At 64.1% G+C, this 14902-nt stretch carries 14 protein-coding genes and 2 tRNA genes; 7 read left to right on the top strand and 9 right to left on the bottom strand.

Annotated elements, in window-relative coordinates:
• Window positions 1-69: 69 nt before the first annotated feature.
• From ntrC to dusB, 3 genes are read right to left on the bottom strand one after another with little or no spacing between them, the layout of a single operon-like run.
• Window positions 70-1524: a nitrogen regulation protein NR(I) gene (ntrC, locus tag M2331_RS07425; RefSeq protein WP_181559685.1), complete on the bottom strand. Its 1455-nt coding sequence runs from the start codon at window positions 1522-1524 to the stop codon at window positions 70-72.
• Window positions 1521-2642: a two-component system sensor histidine kinase NtrB gene (locus M2331_RS07420; RefSeq protein WP_181559684.1), complete on the bottom strand. Its 1122-nt coding sequence runs from the start codon at window positions 2640-2642 to the stop codon at window positions 1521-1523. Before M2331_RS07420 ends, ntrC begins: the two co-directional genes overlap by 4 nt.
• Window positions 2632-3666, bottom strand: coding sequence for a tRNA dihydrouridine synthase DusB (gene dusB / locus M2331_RS07415; protein ID WP_181559683.1), 1035 nt, complete (start codon window positions 3664-3666; stop codon window positions 2632-2634). Before dusB ends, M2331_RS07420 begins: the two co-directional genes overlap by 11 nt.
• 84 nt (window positions 3667-3750) lie before the next feature.
• On the opposite strand from dusB, the gene M2331_RS07410 reads away from it, so the two are divergent.
• Window positions 3751-4959: a bifunctional 2-C-methyl-D-erythritol 4-phosphate cytidylyltransferase/2-C-methyl-D-erythritol 2,4-cyclodiphosphate synthase gene (locus M2331_RS07410; RefSeq protein WP_181559682.1), complete on the top strand. Its 1209-nt coding sequence runs from the start codon at window positions 3751-3753 to the stop codon at window positions 4957-4959.
• Between the two features lie 105 nt (window positions 4960-5064).
• Window positions 5065-5604: a CinA family protein gene (locus M2331_RS07405; RefSeq protein WP_181559681.1), complete on the top strand. Its 540-nt coding sequence runs from the start codon at window positions 5065-5067 to the stop codon at window positions 5602-5604.
• Here M2331_RS07405 and M2331_RS07400 read toward each other — a convergent pair.
• Both M2331_RS07400 and lipA read right to left on the bottom strand, forming a co-directional pair.
• A complete protein-coding gene (locus M2331_RS07400) occupies window positions 5550-6026 on the bottom strand; it encodes a type II toxin-antitoxin system RatA family toxin (protein WP_181559680.1) in 477 nt (158 codons plus the stop codon). The two genes, M2331_RS07405 and M2331_RS07400, sit on opposite strands and share 55 nt — an antisense overlap.
• 6 nt (window positions 6027-6032) lie before the next feature.
• The gene (gene lipA, locus M2331_RS07395; protein WP_181559679.1) at window positions 6033-6971 is read right to left on the bottom strand and encodes a lipoyl synthase; all 939 of its coding nucleotides are present in this window, start codon (window positions 6969-6971) and stop codon (window positions 6033-6035) included.
• Between the two features lie 65 nt (window positions 6972-7036).
• Between lipA and M2331_RS07390 the strand changes: the two genes are divergently transcribed.
• The gene (locus M2331_RS07390; protein WP_181559678.1) at window positions 7037-7678 is read left to right on the top strand and encodes a carbonic anhydrase; all 642 of its coding nucleotides are present in this window, start codon (window positions 7037-7039) and stop codon (window positions 7676-7678) included.
• Window positions 7679-7681: 3 nt separating this feature from the next.
• Window positions 7682-8065 (top strand): gamma-glutamylcyclotransferase, encoded by a 384-nt coding sequence (locus M2331_RS07385; RefSeq protein ID WP_181559677.1) that lies wholly within the window; start codon window positions 7682-7684, stop codon window positions 8063-8065.
• A gap of 242 nt (window positions 8066-8307) precedes the next feature.
• Here the strand turns inward: M2331_RS07385 and ettA are convergent, their stop codons facing one another.
• Window positions 8308-9987, bottom strand: a complete 1680-nt coding sequence (gene ettA, locus M2331_RS07380) for an energy-dependent translational throttle protein EttA (protein ID WP_181559676.1) — start codon at window positions 9985-9987, stop codon at window positions 8308-8310.
• A gap of 262 nt (window positions 9988-10249) precedes the next feature.
• Between ettA and M2331_RS07375 the strand changes: the two genes are divergently transcribed.
• Window positions 10250-10456 carry a hypothetical protein gene (locus tag M2331_RS07375; RefSeq protein ID WP_181559675.1) on the top strand — a complete coding sequence of 69 codons (207 nt, stop codon included), beginning with the start codon at window positions 10250-10252 and terminating at the stop codon, window positions 10454-10456.
• 227 nt (window positions 10457-10683) lie between these two features.
• A tRNA-Pro gene (locus M2331_RS07370) sits at window positions 10684-10760 on the top strand.
• Between the two features lie 111 nt (window positions 10761-10871).
• Here M2331_RS07370 and M2331_RS07365 read toward each other — a convergent pair.
• A tRNA-Ile gene (locus M2331_RS07365) sits at window positions 10872-10947 on the bottom strand.
• A 109-nt stretch (window positions 10948-11056) separates the two neighbouring features.
• The gene (locus M2331_RS07360) at window positions 11057-12781 is read right to left on the bottom strand and encodes a HAMP domain-containing histidine kinase (protein ID WP_181559674.1); all 1725 of its coding nucleotides are present in this window, start codon (window positions 12779-12781) and stop codon (window positions 11057-11059) included.
• Window positions 12782-12929: 148 nt separating this feature from the next.
• On the opposite strand from M2331_RS07360, the gene M2331_RS07355 reads away from it, so the two are divergent.
• Window positions 12930-13403, top strand: a complete 474-nt coding sequence (locus M2331_RS07355; protein ID WP_181559673.1) for an Lrp/AsnC family transcriptional regulator — start codon at window positions 12930-12932, stop codon at window positions 13401-13403.
• A 103-nt stretch (window positions 13404-13506) separates the two neighbouring features.
• On the opposite strand, the gene M2331_RS07350 is transcribed toward M2331_RS07355, so the two are convergent.
• A complete protein-coding gene (locus M2331_RS07350) occupies window positions 13507-14811 on the bottom strand; it encodes a hypothetical protein (protein WP_181559672.1) in 1305 nt (434 codons plus the stop codon).
• Window positions 14812-14902 lie beyond the last annotated feature (91 nt).

The raw sequence follows: 14902 nt of genomic DNA, 5'->3' as shown, positions 1-14902 counted from the left end.
GAGCAAACACGCTTAACGCGCGATGGCGGAAGTTACGGCGCTGGCCGGCCCCGGTCTATCGCACCGCAATCAGCGATGGCGAAGCGGCATGGTGGGGTCGATATCATAGTGGTTGAGCTTCTTGCGCAAGGTGTTGCGATTGAGCCCCAGTGTGGCCGCTGCCCGGATTTGATTGCCATCCATTGCGGCGAGAACTTCGCTCAGGAGCACAGGTTCGATGACGTCGAGCAGCCGGTCGTAAAGCTCGCAGGGGCTGCCATTGCCGCCGACCGCGAGGTGATCCCGCGCCCAGCGCCGCGCCGCGTCCGCCAGATCGGCGGCGCTGCTGTCGGCTGGGTCGCCCACGCTATCCTCCACGCGCAGCACCTGCCGGACATGCTGGACCTGAATTTCCTGATCGCGCGTGAGCACGGTCAGGCGCTTCATCAGGTTCTGGAGTTCGCGCACATTGCCCGGCCAGTCATAGCGCTCGAGCAGCGCTGCGGCCTGCTCGGAGAGCAGCTTGCTCGGCAAGCCCTCAAAGACCGCCTGATCGAGGAAATGCCGCGCGAGGATCGCGACGTCACCCGTTCGCTCGCGCAGCGCCGGCAGGCGAATCGGCACGACATTGAGCCGGTAGAACAGGTCTTCGCGGAACCGGCCTTCGCTAATCAGCGTCGGCAGATCCTGATTGGTGGCGGCGATGATGCGCACGTTGACCCGCACCGGCCTTGTCCCGCCCACCGTCGTGATTTCGCCGGACTGGAGCACCCGCAGCAGCCGCGTCTGCGCATCCATCGGCATGTCGCCGATCTCGTCGAGAAACAGCGTGCCGCGCTCGGCCTGCTCGAACCGGCCCGCCGTTCGGGCGAAGGCACCCGTAAAAGCGCCCTTTTCGTACCCGAACAGTTCGGCCTCGATTAGTTCGCGGGGAATGGCGGCCATGTTGATCGCCACAAAGGGTTCATTGCGGCGCGGCCCCAGGCTGTGGATCGCCTCGGCCACCAGTTCCTTGCCGGTGCCGGATTCGCCCAGAACCAGAATGTTGAGATCATTGCCCACCACCCGCGCGATCGTGCGATAGACCTCCTGCATCTGCGGCGAGCGCCCGATGAGGGGCAGGCCGTCGTCCGTGCCCTCACCAGCCGCCGGTTCCGCCAGCTTGCCCTTGGCCCGGACGCTGAGCGCTTCCGCCACTGCGCGGCTAAGCTCATTCAGATCGAACGGCTTTGGCAGATATTCAAATGCACCCTGACCTGTGGCGCGAACGGCAGTGTTGAGCGTGTTCTGCGCGGAGAGGATGATGACCTTGAGGTCAGGCTCGGAAGCGAGAATATTGCCGACATCGTCCAGGCCGTCGCCATCCGGCAGGATCACGTCAGTGATCAGCACATCGGGCGTGAAGCTCGCCAGCGCCTCATGGCGCTCGGCTATCGAGCCGGCGGTGCGGATGATGTGGCCTTGCCGCTTGAGCGCCTCGCTGACGACCATGCAGATCGCCGGATCGTCATCGACCACCAGAACCTTGCCGGTCAGGCGCGTCATAGGCTCCCTCCCATGGGCAGGAGAACCCGGAAGATCGACCGCCCGGCCACCTTGTCGCGCTCATATTGCACAAGGCCGTTCATATCGCGCACCAGCTTGTCGACAAGCGCGAGGCCAAGGCCCTGTCCGCTGCGCTTGTTGGATATGAACGGATTGAACAGCACATCGCGGATATTGTCCGGCACGCCGGGGCCATTGTCGACCACTTGGATCTCGATCTGTAGCGGTGCGGCCCCCTTCCCGCGAGCGCCCATTACCGACAGGCCATGGCGATAGGCCGTCGCGACCTGAACCGCGCCATCCGCCATGCCATCCACGGCTTCCACCGCATTCTTGACCAGATTGAGCATGATCTGCACCAGCGCATCGCCATTCACCTGTGCGAACGGGAGAGACGGGTCATAGGTGCGGGTGATCGTGCAATTGCGGGCGAACCCGGCGCACGCCAGTTCCACGGCTCGGTCGAGCAGCGGATAGATATTCTCCGGCCGGCATTCGAGCGGCTGGTTGCTGGTGAAGTGCTGCATCCGGTCGATCAGTGCAGCGATCCGGTCCACCTCGTCGCAGATCAGCTTGGTGAGCGGACGGGTTGCCTCCCCGGCATCGCCCTCCAGCAATTGCGCCGCGCCGCGAATGCCCGAAAGCGGGTTCTTGATCTCATGAGCGAGCATCGCTGCCGCGCCGGTCGCCGAGCGCACGCCCATGGATGTGCGCCGCGTGCCGAGTGCCTGCGACTGGCCATGGACATGCAGGGCGACGATCCGCCAGCGATCGTCCTCCAGCAGCGGATGAATGAGAATATCCATCTCCAACGCTTCATTCCGCCCGGCATGGACCTGAATATCATAGGCAGACAGCGGCTTGTCCGTCATCCAGATCGCCGCATCGACGCGTGGATCGGCAATGCGCAGCACACGCCCGATGGCGCTGCCGACCAGTGCCGAGCGCGCCATATTGAGCAGATTCTCTGCGCGGGCATTGGCCAGGACGATCCGGCCGTCCGGATCGATCATCAATGTCGCGACGGGATGCGCGGAGACGATTTCGGCAGCGGCAGGCAGGGATCGGGTCGGTGCATTCGCATCCGCCCCAGCCCTGAAATCGGCCTCAGGCTGCATTCCTGGCCTGTTCCGGTTCCTGATCGAGCCGTTCAGGGTGCGTCACGAACGGGGCGTAGAAGCGCTCCAGCATATCGAGCACGGTCGCCGCATCCGGCACCTGATTGACCATGTTGCGGAACTCGGCCGAGCCGGGCAGGCCCTTGGTGTACCAGCCCAGATGCTTGCGGGCCATGTTGACGCCGGTCGTCTCGCCATAGTGATCCAGCATCGCGCGATAATGCTCGACGATCACGGCATATTGCTCGGCAATGTCGGGGTTCTCGACGGTCCGGCCGCTCACCAGACCCTGCATGACCTGCCCGAGCAGCCACGGCCTGCCATAGGCGCCGCGCCCGATCATCACGCCATCGGCGCCGCTCTGCGCCAGCGCGGTGCGCGCGTCGTCGAGCGAGCAGATGTCGCCATTCACGATGACGGGCAACTTCACCGCATCCTTCACGCGCCGCACGAACGCCCAGTCCGCGCTGCCCTTGTACATCTGGTTGCGGGTCCGCCCGTGAACCGTAATCAGCTTGGCGCCCAAATCCTCGGCGATGCGTGCCAGCTCGGGTGCGTTCAGGCTGTCATGGCACCAGCCCATTCGCATCTTGACGGTCACCGGCACATCGACCGCCTTCACGGTCGCCTCGATCAGCCGGGCAGCGAGCGGCAGATCACGCATCAGCGCCGAGCCGGCATCGCCATTCACCACCTTCTTCACCGGGCAGCCCATGTTGATGTCGATGATGGCCGCGCCGCGGTCGGCATTGAGCTTTGCCGCCTCAGCCATTTCAGCGGGCTGGCAGCCGGCGAGCTGAAGCGACACCGGTTCCTCGACCGGGTGCCAGGCGGCCTTCTGCAGCGATTGCCGCGTCTCGCGGATCATCGCGGGTGAGGCGATCATTTCGGTGACGTTAAGGCCCGATCCATAGCGCCGCACGAGCGTGCGGAATGGCATGTCGGTCACGCCCGTCATGGGGGCAAGAACGACCGGTGTCTCGATCCGCACGGGACCGATCTGGATGGGTTTGAGCAGCGTCATGACCGGAATATTGCCTAAAAAACAGGCAGCCCTTACCGCGAATGACGCTGGCGGGCAAGCAAGCCGTGCGCTAAGCGCCCCTCCATGCCCGATCAAGCCCCTCGCGCAGGCCTGTCAGCCGCGATTGTGCTCGCTGCCGGTGCCGGCTCGCGCACCGGCCACGAGACACCCAAGCAGTTGCGAACGCTCGCCGGCAAGCCGGTTGTGGCCCATGCGCTGGATGCCTTGCGCGGCCATCCCGGGGTTGGCCCTGTGGCGCTCGTCGTGATGCCGGGCAGCGAGGACGCGATGCGTAGCCTGCTGGGCCACCGCGCGGAAAGTCTGTCGATCGTTGCAGGTGGCAGCAGCCGGCGCCTCTCCGTTCTCGCCGGTCTCGAGGCGTTGGCCCGCAGCGAGCCCGGTGCAGCCCATGTTCTCGTTCATGACAGCGCCCGACCGCTGCTTCCGGTTGCCGTTATCGACCGAGTGCTCGGCGCACTCGTCGATGGCGCGCGATGCGTGGTTCCCGTGCTGCCGGTGGTCGATACACTGGTGCGCTCCGGTGGCGACGAGGCCGGCCAGGTGGTCGATCGGTCGACCCTCGCGCGCGTGCAGACTCCGCAGGGCTTCGATTTTGCTGCGCTCATGGCCGCCCATCAGCAGTGGACGGGCCCCGAAGAACCGACCGACGACGCGCAGATGTTGCGGCGCGCGGGCATCGACGTGGCATTGGTGCCAGGCGACAGCGCGCTTGAGAAGATCACGGGACCGGGCGATCACGAACGGATGGAGCGAATATTGACGGCCGGCATGAGCACGCGCGTGGGCATGGGTTTCGACGTCCATCGCCTCGTGGAAGGCGAAGATCTCTGGCTGTGCGGCGTACAGATCCCCCACAGTCATGGCCTCTCCGGCCATAGCGATGCCGACGTGGCGATCCACGCGCTGGTCGATGCGATGCTTGGCGCGCTGGCCGAGGGGGATATCGGTAGCCATTTCCCGCCCAGCGATCCGCAATGGAAGGGCGCGGCTTCGGATCGGTTCCTGGCCTTCGCCTGCGATCGCGTCTTGGCGCGTGGCGGGCAGATCGAGCATGTCGACGTGACGATCATCTGCGAGGCGCCCAAGATCGGGCCGCATCGCGGGACGATGCGCGCCCGCTTGGCGGAGATCATGATGTTGCAGGAAGCCCGGATCAGCGTGAAGGCCACCACGACCGAGCGACTGGGCCTGACCGGCCGGGGCGAGGGCATCGCGGCGCAGGCGGTGGTCACCCTGCGTCTGCCGAATGACGATGTTGAAGCGGCATCGTGACGCGGTGCCAAGGCAACCAAATCCCGCCCGCCACCGTTCCCGCTCATCGAGGCCATCAATATTGGCGTTGGCTTTTCCACCCGATGCGATCATGCGTGGATGATTATGAGTGAGTCGACCCTGAACAAAGCCGATGGCGTTCTACCGCCCGAACTCGTTGCCCTGGCGCGCCGCGTTATCGCAGAAAACCGCGCCATTGGCCGCACTGTGGCGGTGGCGGAAAGCTGCACAGGGGGACTCGTCGCGGCTGCTTTGACCGAAATACCGGGCTCGTCGGCGGTCTTCGAGGCAGGCTTCGTCACCTACTCCAACGCGCAGAAGGTGAAGCTGCTCGGTGTGAGCGAAGATGTGATCGATGCCTTCGGGGCGGTCTCCATCGCCACCGCCTGGGCGATGGCGCATGGTGCCCTCAACCGGACGGGCGCCGATGTCGCCGTCTCGATCACCGGCGTGGCCGGTCCCGATGGGGGAACGGAGCTGAAGCCGGTGGGCACGGTCGTGTTCGCCCGCGCCGAAAAGGGCATGCAGGATGCCGATGCGGTCGCTGACCTGCGGAAATTCGAGGATGAAGGCCGCGCCAAAGTGCGGCTTCAGGCGGCGCTATGTGCGCTCGAACTGCTGCTGCCCGAGGCATCGGCGCCGTAAAGCGCTGCCGCGCGCTCTTCGAAAGCGCCGATCATCTTGCGCAATGCCCGGTCGAACACCTGGCCGGCCAACATCTCGAACATCCGGCTCTTGAACGCGAAATCGACTTCGAAGTCGATCAGCACCCCGCCCTCCCCGTCCGGCCGGAAACGCCAGTCGTTGGAAAGATGGCGCAACGGCCCGTCGACATAATCGACATGCACATGGTGCGGCCGCTCCTTCACGACGCGCGAGGTGAAGGTCTCCCGCAGCCCTTTGAAGCCCACGACCATGTCCGCCAGCATCTCCGTGTCGCTGTTCGAACGGACGCGCATGGCGCTGACCCAGGGCAGGAACTCCGGATAAGACGCGACGTCCGCCACCAGATCGAACATCTGTTCCGGTGAGTAAGGCAGATGGCGGGTTTCGTTATGCTTGGGCATGGGGGTTCAGAGGCTGCTTTTCATCGCGGCTTTGGCGAGCGCGGTTTCGCGCGCGGCGCGCATCTGGGCAAAGTCGTCGCCGGCATGATAGCTTGAGCGGGTGAGCGGGCTGGAAGCGACCTGCAAGAAGCCCTTGGCCCGCGCGATAGCCGCATAAGCCTTGAACGCCTGCGGGGTCACAAACTCCGCGACGGCGGCGTGCTTGGGCGTCGGGCGCAGATACTGGCCCATGGTCAGGAAATCGATATCCGCCGAGCGCATGTCGTCCATCACCTGATGGACCTCGAGGCGCTGCTCACCCAGACCCAGCATGATGCCGGACTTGGTGAAGATGGAGGGATCGAGCCGCTTCACCGTCTCCAGCAGCCGCAGCGAAGCATAGTAGCGCGCGCCCGGGCGGATCGTGGGATACAGCCGGGGCACGGTCTCCAGATTGTGATTATAGACATCCGGCCGCGCCGCGACGATGGCCTCGACGGCGGCCTCATGCTTGTTGCGGAAATCCGGCGTCAGAATTTCGATCGTCGTTTCCGGCGTCGTGCGGCGCAACGCCTCTATCACCTTCACGAACTGGCTCGCCCCGCCATCGGCCAGATCATCGCGGTCCACCGACGTCACGACGATGTGCTCAAGACCCATTTCGGCGCAGGCATCCGCCAGGTTCTGCGGCTCGCGCGGATCGACAGGCCGGGGCATCCCGGTCTTCACATTGCAGAAGGCGCAGGCCCGGGTGCAGGTGTCGCCCAGGATCATCACCGTGGCGTGCTTCTTGGTCCAGCACTCGCCGATGTTCGGGCAGGCCGCCTCTTCGCAGACCGTCGCCAGCCCCTTGTCCCGCATCAACTTGCGTGTGGCTTCGTAACCGGCGCTCACCGGCGCCTTGACGCGGATCCAGTCGGGCTTGCGCGGGCGGAAGCCTGCGGGATCGGACGAGAGATCGTTCATGCCGCCCAGATAGCGACCGCAAAGCCCGCTTGCCAGCCCCCACGATCATCGGCAAAGAAATTGCCATGGTACAGTTTTCAGACATGCTCGAAGGATATCGCCGGTTTCGCGGTCAGGACTGGTCTGAACAGCGCACGCGCTGGGCGGAACTGAGTGAGGGCCAGAGCCCGCGCGTGATGGTGATCGCCTGCTCGGATAGCCGCGTCGATCCGACCCAGATTTTCGACACCAGTCCCGGGGAGATCTTCGTCGTCCGCAACGTGGCGGCGCTGGTGCCGCCGTTCGAGACCAATCCGGGGCGGCACGGCGTCTCCGCTGCCGTCGAGTTCGCGGTGCAGTTCCTTGGCGTGGGCGAAATTCTTGTGATGGGCCATGGCATGTGCGGCGGCTGCAACGCGGCGCTCACCCGTGCCATGCACGATGCGGCGCCCGGCGAAGGCGGATTCATCGCGAACTGGATATCCCTGCTGGACGACGCGCGGGCGGAGGTCGTCGCGACGCATGGCAGCGACCATGGCGGCGCGGCAGGCCGGGCGATGGAACTGGCCGCCGTCAAGGTCAGCCTCGCCAATCTGCGCACCTTCCCGTGGATCGCGGAAAAGGAAGCCAGCGGCGCGCTGGCGCTCCGAGGCGCATTCTTCGCCATATCGGATGGCGTCCTGCACGTGCTCGATGAGCAGAGCGGCGACTTCGCTCCGTTCGAATAGGCGATGGACACAGAAGTCGCCTTCTTCGTCTACGGACTATTGATGACAGGCGGACCGGGCTTCGCCGCGCTCGGCATGGAGGGCGGCGTTCGCCGCATCGGGCCGGACCGGGTGGTCGGGCGGCTCTATCATCTGGGGGAGTATCCCGGGTTGGTAACGGGCGAGTCCGGCGTGGTGCATGGCGAACTGATCGGCATCCGCGATCCGCTGCTGCTCGAGAAGATGGATGTCTATGAGTTGTACGATCCCGATAAGCCCAGTGCGTCAGAGTATCGCCGCATCGAGGTCGACCTGCTGGATAGTGGGCGCCGGGTCTGGACCTATGAGTATAATCGCAGCGTCGAGGGTCTGCCGGTTATCGCCACCGGCCAGTGGCGCAACGCGTAGCCCGGCGTCGCGCTGACATCCCGCGCCCTCGCCACATTGGGTTGATCCGCGCCGAGTCGGCGGACGCTGGTGACCCAGCTGGCCTGAAGCGCCAGAACGGTGGTGACCCTTTGTCCGTCAACGCCATCCCCCGCAGCACCAGAACGGCTCCAACGCTGCAGTAGGGGCAGCCGAGCGGCCTGGCGGGAGCGGCGATGAGTCTCTGACCCACCGAGCCCCCTGCCCCTCCCTACAAGACTCCGTTAGCGGGTCAGCTTCTTGTACGCGAGTCGGGTTGGGCGATCCGCCGCATCGCCCATGCGGCGGCGCTTGTCTTCCTCATAGGCCTCGAAATTGCCTTCGAACCATTCGACATGGCTGTTGCCCTCGAAGGCGAGGATGTGAGTCGCCAGGCGGTCGAGGAAGAAGCGGTCATGGCTGATGACCACGGCGCAGCCGGCGAAGTTCTCGAGCGCGTCTTCCAGCGCGCGCAGCGTCTCGACGTCGAGGTCGTTGGTCGGTTCGTCGAGCAGGAGGACGTTGCCACCCTCCTTGAGCATCTTGGCCATGTGGACGCGGTTGCGCTCACCGCCCGAGAGCTGACCAACTTTCTTCTGCTGGTCCGGCCCCTTGAAGTTGAAGGCGCCGACATAGGCGCGCGTCTGCAACTCATGCTTGCCGATGGTCATCAGATCATGCCCGCCGGAGATTTCTTCCCAGACGTTATGATTCGGATCGAGCGCATCGCGGCTCTGGTCGACATAGCCCAGGCGCACGGTCGGCCCGACTTCGATGCTGCCCGAATCGGGCTGTTCCTGCCCGGTGATGAGCCGGAACAGCGTAGATTTACCCGCGCCGTTCGGGCCGATCACGCCGACAATGCCGCCCGGCGGCAGCGTGAAGGAGAGATCATCGAACAGCAGCTTGTCGCCATAGGATTTGGTGAGGTTCTTGGCCTCGATCACCTTGCCGCCAAGGCGCTCGGGTGTCTGGATGACGATCTGGGCCTTGCCCGGCGCGCGATTCTCCTGCTTCTCGACCAACTCATCGAACGCCCGGATACGCGCCTTGCTCTTGGTCTGGCGCGCCTTGGGCGACTGCCGGATCCACTCCAGCTCTTCTTTGATCGCCTTCTGCCGACCGGCATCCTCGCGCTCTTCCTGCGCCATGCGCTTAGCCTTGGCGTCCAGCCAGCTCGAATAATTGCCCTCGAACGGGATGCCCCGGCCGCGATCCAGCTCCAGCACCCAGCCGACGACATTGTCCAGGAAGTAGCGGTCGTGGGTGACGAGAATCACGTTGCCGGTGTAGTTGATCAGGTGTTGCTCCAGCCACTGGACGCTCTCGGCATCGAGGTGGTTGGTCGGCTCGTCGAGCAGCAGGATGTCCGGCTTTTCCAGAAGCAGGCGGCACAGGGCGATACGGCGCTTCTCACCGCCCGAGAGATTGTCGACGCTCCAGTCGCCCGGCGGGCAGCGCAGCGCCTCCATGGCGATCTCAAGCTGGTTGTCGAGCGTCCAGCCGTCGACCGCGTCGATCTTCTCCTGAAGCTCGCCCATCTCCGTCATCAGCGCATCGAAATCGCAATCTTCCGGCGGATCGCCCATGATCGCGCTGATCTCGTTGAACCGGTCGACCAGATCGGCGACTGGCCGCACGCCGTCCTTCACATTCTCGATCACCGTCTTGTCGGGGTCGAGTTGTGGTTCCTGCGGCAGATAGCCGACGCGAATCCCCTCGGCGGCCCAAGCCTCGCCGGTATAATCATTGTCGAAGCCGGCCATCACCTTCATCAGCGTCGATTTACCGGCGCCGTTGACGCCGATGATCGCGATCTTTGTTCCCGGCAGGAACTGAAGGTGGATGTTATTGAAAAGCGGCTTGTTTGCGCCGGGGAAGGTCTTGGTCAGACCCTTCATGACGAAGCTGTACTGGACGGCCATTGGGAAACGGTCCTCTTGAGCGGAATGGAGTGTCTTTGAATTGGCGCCCGGTTAGCTTACGGCGGGTCCATTGGCAAATCCCGGGTTGTCCCGCTCCGCCGCTCTTCGCGCCATCATTATCAAAGCGCTGTCCCACACGAAAAACCGTCCCTTATTGCCAAGCACTTTGGTTGATAAGGCTATTGATTTCCCTGCGGCATGCGTTAATTGGGCCGCTCGTGCCCTTTGCTGTGCACGACCTTTGCTATGGGAGCCTAATAATATGAAGAAGTTTGCTGTGGCCGGCGCCGCGATCGCGCTCATGAGCCTTGCAGCGTGCGGCGAGAAGCCGGCTGCTGAGACCAACAACGTCTCCAACGAGCTGGTTGTGAACGAGCTGGACGCCGCTGCCAACGCTGCTGACAATGCTGCGAACGCGATGGACAACCTCGCCAACGTCTCGAACAACGCGGCGAACGCAGCAGAGTAATCTGCGACTGCGCTTCTGCGCATTGTTCAAGGGCGGCGTCGATCATCGGCGCCGCCTTTACATTTGGTGGTACGGTCACCGGCAATGCCGTTTGGATCGTGCCTGCCAGTTACAGGCACCGGTGATCTTCTTGCGATCATCCCTGCGCCTCCACCGGGCACATCCGGATCGGCGCGGCCTTTGTGCTTGCATCAAGGGCAAAGCGAAAGCTAAGGCCCGCCCTGGATCGGGGAGTAGCGCAGCCTGGTAGCGCATCTGCTTTGGGAGCAGAGGGTCGCAGGTTCGAATCCTGTCTCCCCGACCACTTTTCCCTTATTTTCTGAATAGTGTGATCGGCATTGCCACGGCCGAGCCGGGCGGTCGCTCCGTCTCTGGCGAGGAGCGCAAGGCGCAGCAACGTCGGCTCTTCGATGGATGGTGGGCCCGGCAGGACTCGAACCCGCAACCTAGCCGTTATGAGCGGCCAGCTCTAACCATTGAGCTACAGGCCCCATTCTCCACCGCAGCGCACATGGCGCCGGCTCTGGGCGCGTTAGCTTGCGGCGATCCTGCTTGGCAAGTCTTGATGCATGGTGGCGAGCGGAGCGAACAGGCGTCGGATCAGCCGTTATGGCCCTGCTCGCGATAGGACTCGGGCGCGGTCGGCAGCACGATGCCGAAGGCCTGTGCCGTGATGGCGAACTCCCCGCCGAGATGGCGGACGATTCCCCGCACCAGTTTGAGGGTGAACGCAAGGCCGAGCGGCGGCGTGTCGCCATAGAGGCGCTGCTCGACCACATAACCCTGTTCGAGAAAGGCGCGCGCCTCAATGCCGCGCAAGGCCGTCGGGCGACTCATCGTCAAGCTCACGGAGGCGCGCTCCGGCGCCGGGCAGACGCACAGGACAAGCTGTTCCCCCGCAGCCAAGCCGGCATGGCCGATGCGGATCAGGTGATTCAACATGCGTTCGATCTGGTTGCGGTCGCCATGCACAAGGCTGGAACCGCTCTCGACCGAGAGATTGACGGTCTGGCCAAAGCCGGCCGCGTCCACCACCCTGTGAAGGGCAGCGGTCAGATCGACATCATCCTGCTGGGCAGAGAGGTCTCCCCGCTCCAGTCGGCTCGCCGCGTCGAGATCGTCGAAGGTCGTCAACAATGCGCGCGCATCGGCCAGAATGGCGCGGGCGATGTCGCGATAGACCTCGGGGACCGGACCGAGGATCTGCGCCTCGATCATTTCGCCATAGCCTTGCACGGCATTGAGCGGCGTGCGCAACTCATGGATCAGTTGCCGCGTACTGGTGGCAGAGAGCGTGGCGCCCTCCTCGCTCGCCTGCGTTTCAATGGGGCGCACCGGCGCCTCGAACCGCCGCTCACGCCGGGCGATGCCGGTATAGCCTCGGAAGCGGCCACTCTGCCGGTCAAAATGCGGTTCGCCGGAGATGCGCCATTCGCCCGCCAGCGCACCGTCCTGCAAGGTCAGGCGGCTATTCTCGAAAGCTGCGCGGTGCCGAAATGCCCCCAGCGTGGCGCCATCCACTCCATGGCTGACATCCACGCCCGGCGTCGCAATGCTCAGGCCAATGATCGCCTCGGGAAATGCGCCGTCGGTCAGGCGGACGAGGCCCGAGGCATCGGTCTCGAACTGAAAGCTGTCGACATCGGCGTCCGGCGTATTCTGGACCCGAGACTCTGGCTGGACCGCATCCGGCACCGGTTCAGCGGCGCCGGCCGCCTTGAACGGGTTTGCCTTCTTGAACCGCTCGATTTGCGCAACGAGACGGCCGATCTGGCTTGCCTCGTCCGTGCTGCCCGGGCGATCAAGCTCCTCAGTCCCAACAACCCGGTCCGCACTCGACGTCCCGGCTTCCGCCTGCCGAACCTCAGCTGCGGGCAGCGACAGATCGACTTCGCCGAAGCGTCGTAACGCGGCCATTGCGGCATCCGGCAGATCCGGACGGCGACGCAGAACGCTGCGCGCCAGCGGACCCAGATGGGGTATGATCGCGGCCCAGTCTTCGCCCGTCAGACGGACAGACTTCATCATCGCCACGACAACCGAAGGATGGTCGCCCGCCAGCCATTGCACCAGCGTGGGCGAGCGAAGTCTGGACCCAAGCTCCACGACGGACGCGATGCGGCCTTCCAGGCTCACCTTCGGGCGGGCCTCCTGCAGGATCGTCAGGATGGTATGCGCCTCGTCCGGCGAAAGCTTCTGGGTTTCCACGCCAGAGACATCATATTGGGCAAGCAGATCCATGCACTGGCGCCAGCGCGTCACGGCGGCACCTGTGCCCTCGCCGCCATTGGCCAGCACCGTCCGCAGAAGATCGTTGAAACGCATTCAGTTGGCCCCTGTAACGGAACCGCGTGTACTGATGGTAAACCGACCCGCCTAGCGTTAAAAAATGGGACGTTGCATTGTGGGACAATTACGTTGCAGCGACATTATATGTCTGCAAGAACATCTACCGTGAAAGGAAATGTCCCCTATGCCCGGTAGTTCGCTGGATGAGACCGACGTCAAATTGCTCGACCTGCTTCAGGAGGATGGCCGCCTGACCAATGTCGAGCTGGCACGGCGCGTCGGCCTGACCGCCCCGCCCTGCCTGCGCCGGGTGAAAAGCCTGGAGGATCGCGGCTTCATCGCCTCCTATCACGCCCATCTCGATCCGGTCGCCTTGGGCTACACGACGACAGTGTTCGCCATGGTCAGCCTGAAAAGTCAGGCGGAAGAGGATTTGCAGGCGTTCGAGGCCCATGTCGCGGCGCTGCCGGAAGTCCGCGAATGCCACATGCTGAACGGCGAGATCGATTTCATCCTCAAGGTGGTGGCGCAGGATCTGCGCAGCTTCCAGCAGTTCCTCACCTCGCAGCTGACGCAAGCGCCCAATGTGGCCAGCGTGAAGACGTCGCTGACGATCCGCACGTCCAAGAACCTGCCAGGCGTGCCGGTCGGCCGCTGAGCGCGCGCATGGCCGAGAGCTGAGGCAATCCGTCCAACGCCCAATAAAAATGCCGGCGACAGAGCCGCCGGCATTCTAACTTTTTTGATCAAACCGCAGGTGTTCAGGCGTTGGGGCTGTTCAGCCACACCGTCCAGAGGTCGGCCGTCCGCTTGCGCACGCCGGTGCCGCTGACCTTGCCGAATGCCTCCAGAGCGCCGGCCTTGTCGCCCGAACGTGCCAGCGCGATGCCGAGGCGCGTGTTCACCTCGTCCGCGTCCACGCCACCCTTCTGCAGCGCGAGGCGATACAGGGTCACGGCCTTGGCATTGTCGCCATAGCTCATGAAGGCGCTGGCGGTGTTTGCGGCGGGCTTGCCGGTGGCGGCAGACGCTGCGCTCTTCTCCGAAGTTGCCAGCGATGCGCGATCCTGCGTGATCCCGCTGGTCGCGACCTGATAGAGGTCGGACAGCGTGGTGCCGCTCAGAACGCCGCTGGAGCGGCCCTGATCGATCACGGCCTTGACCTCGCCGGGCAGGCCGAGGCGATTGGCGGCCTCTGCATATTCATTGTAGTTATAGGCGCTCTTGAGCGACTTGGTTGCCGCCATCAGACGCATGATGTCGATGCTCTCGTCGCGGGTCGCATTGGGATATTCGTCCTGCAACATCCGCAGCACCAGCGCCCAGTTGTCCGGCGTGCCGCTGACCGGCAGTGCCAGCTTGGTCCAGTCGGAGAGCGTGGGCGACTTGGCGAACACCGCCATGCTCAGGCCCTTGTTGTACCAGCTTGCATCGACAGGCTGGCCGGATGCCTTCTGCAGTTCGATCGCGCGCTTGAGGTGCGGCAGGCCCTGCTCCACCTTCGCCTTGCCGGCATCGGTGAACTGGTTGTTGACGATCTGGTCCTGCGCCTCGTTGAAATAGGTGTTGGCGATCAGCACGTCCGGCGTGGGGCCGCCATAGCCGCCGTCGATCGCCGACTGGAAGTGCGTGCGGGCCTGATCATATTGCTTGGCGTTAAAGGCGAACTGGCCGACGAAATAGTGGAACTTCGCCACTTCGGTCGCTGGCGTCATGCCGGAGTCGATCATCGCTTCCAGAGCCTGGCGCTGGATGGCCTCATCCTTCTGGTTGATGCCGACCTGCAGCAGCAGGCTGCCGAAGAAGTAGCGATCGTCGGGCTTCGTCGCCGTGGACTGGATCTCATCCAGCTTCGCCTTTGCGCCCGCAAAATCCTGCTTCTTGACCAGCTCCTGGGCTTCGACCGCTCCCTTCTGGAAGCCGCGGCTCAGCGAAATCTTGGGTGCCGAACTCTGTTCGGCCTGCTTGCCATCCCGGCTCTGCGCCGATGCGGGAGCCGTTGCGAAGGCGCCCGCCGCAAACGCGGCCAGGGTGATCGTAAGAGCAGTGGTATTGAACAGACGCATCAAATATTCCTCCAGAACTAAGATCTCGGCCCCCAAGTCGCGGATCCCGCTGACTTCATGGCCCTGCACTGCAGGATCACGCGTGAACGGG

This window comes from Sphingobium sp. B10D7B (assembly GCF_025961955.1).
Classification (GTDB): domain Bacteria; phylum Pseudomonadota; class Alphaproteobacteria; order Sphingomonadales; family Sphingomonadaceae; genus Sphingobium.
This window is presented reverse-complemented; position numbering and strand designations above follow the sequence as displayed.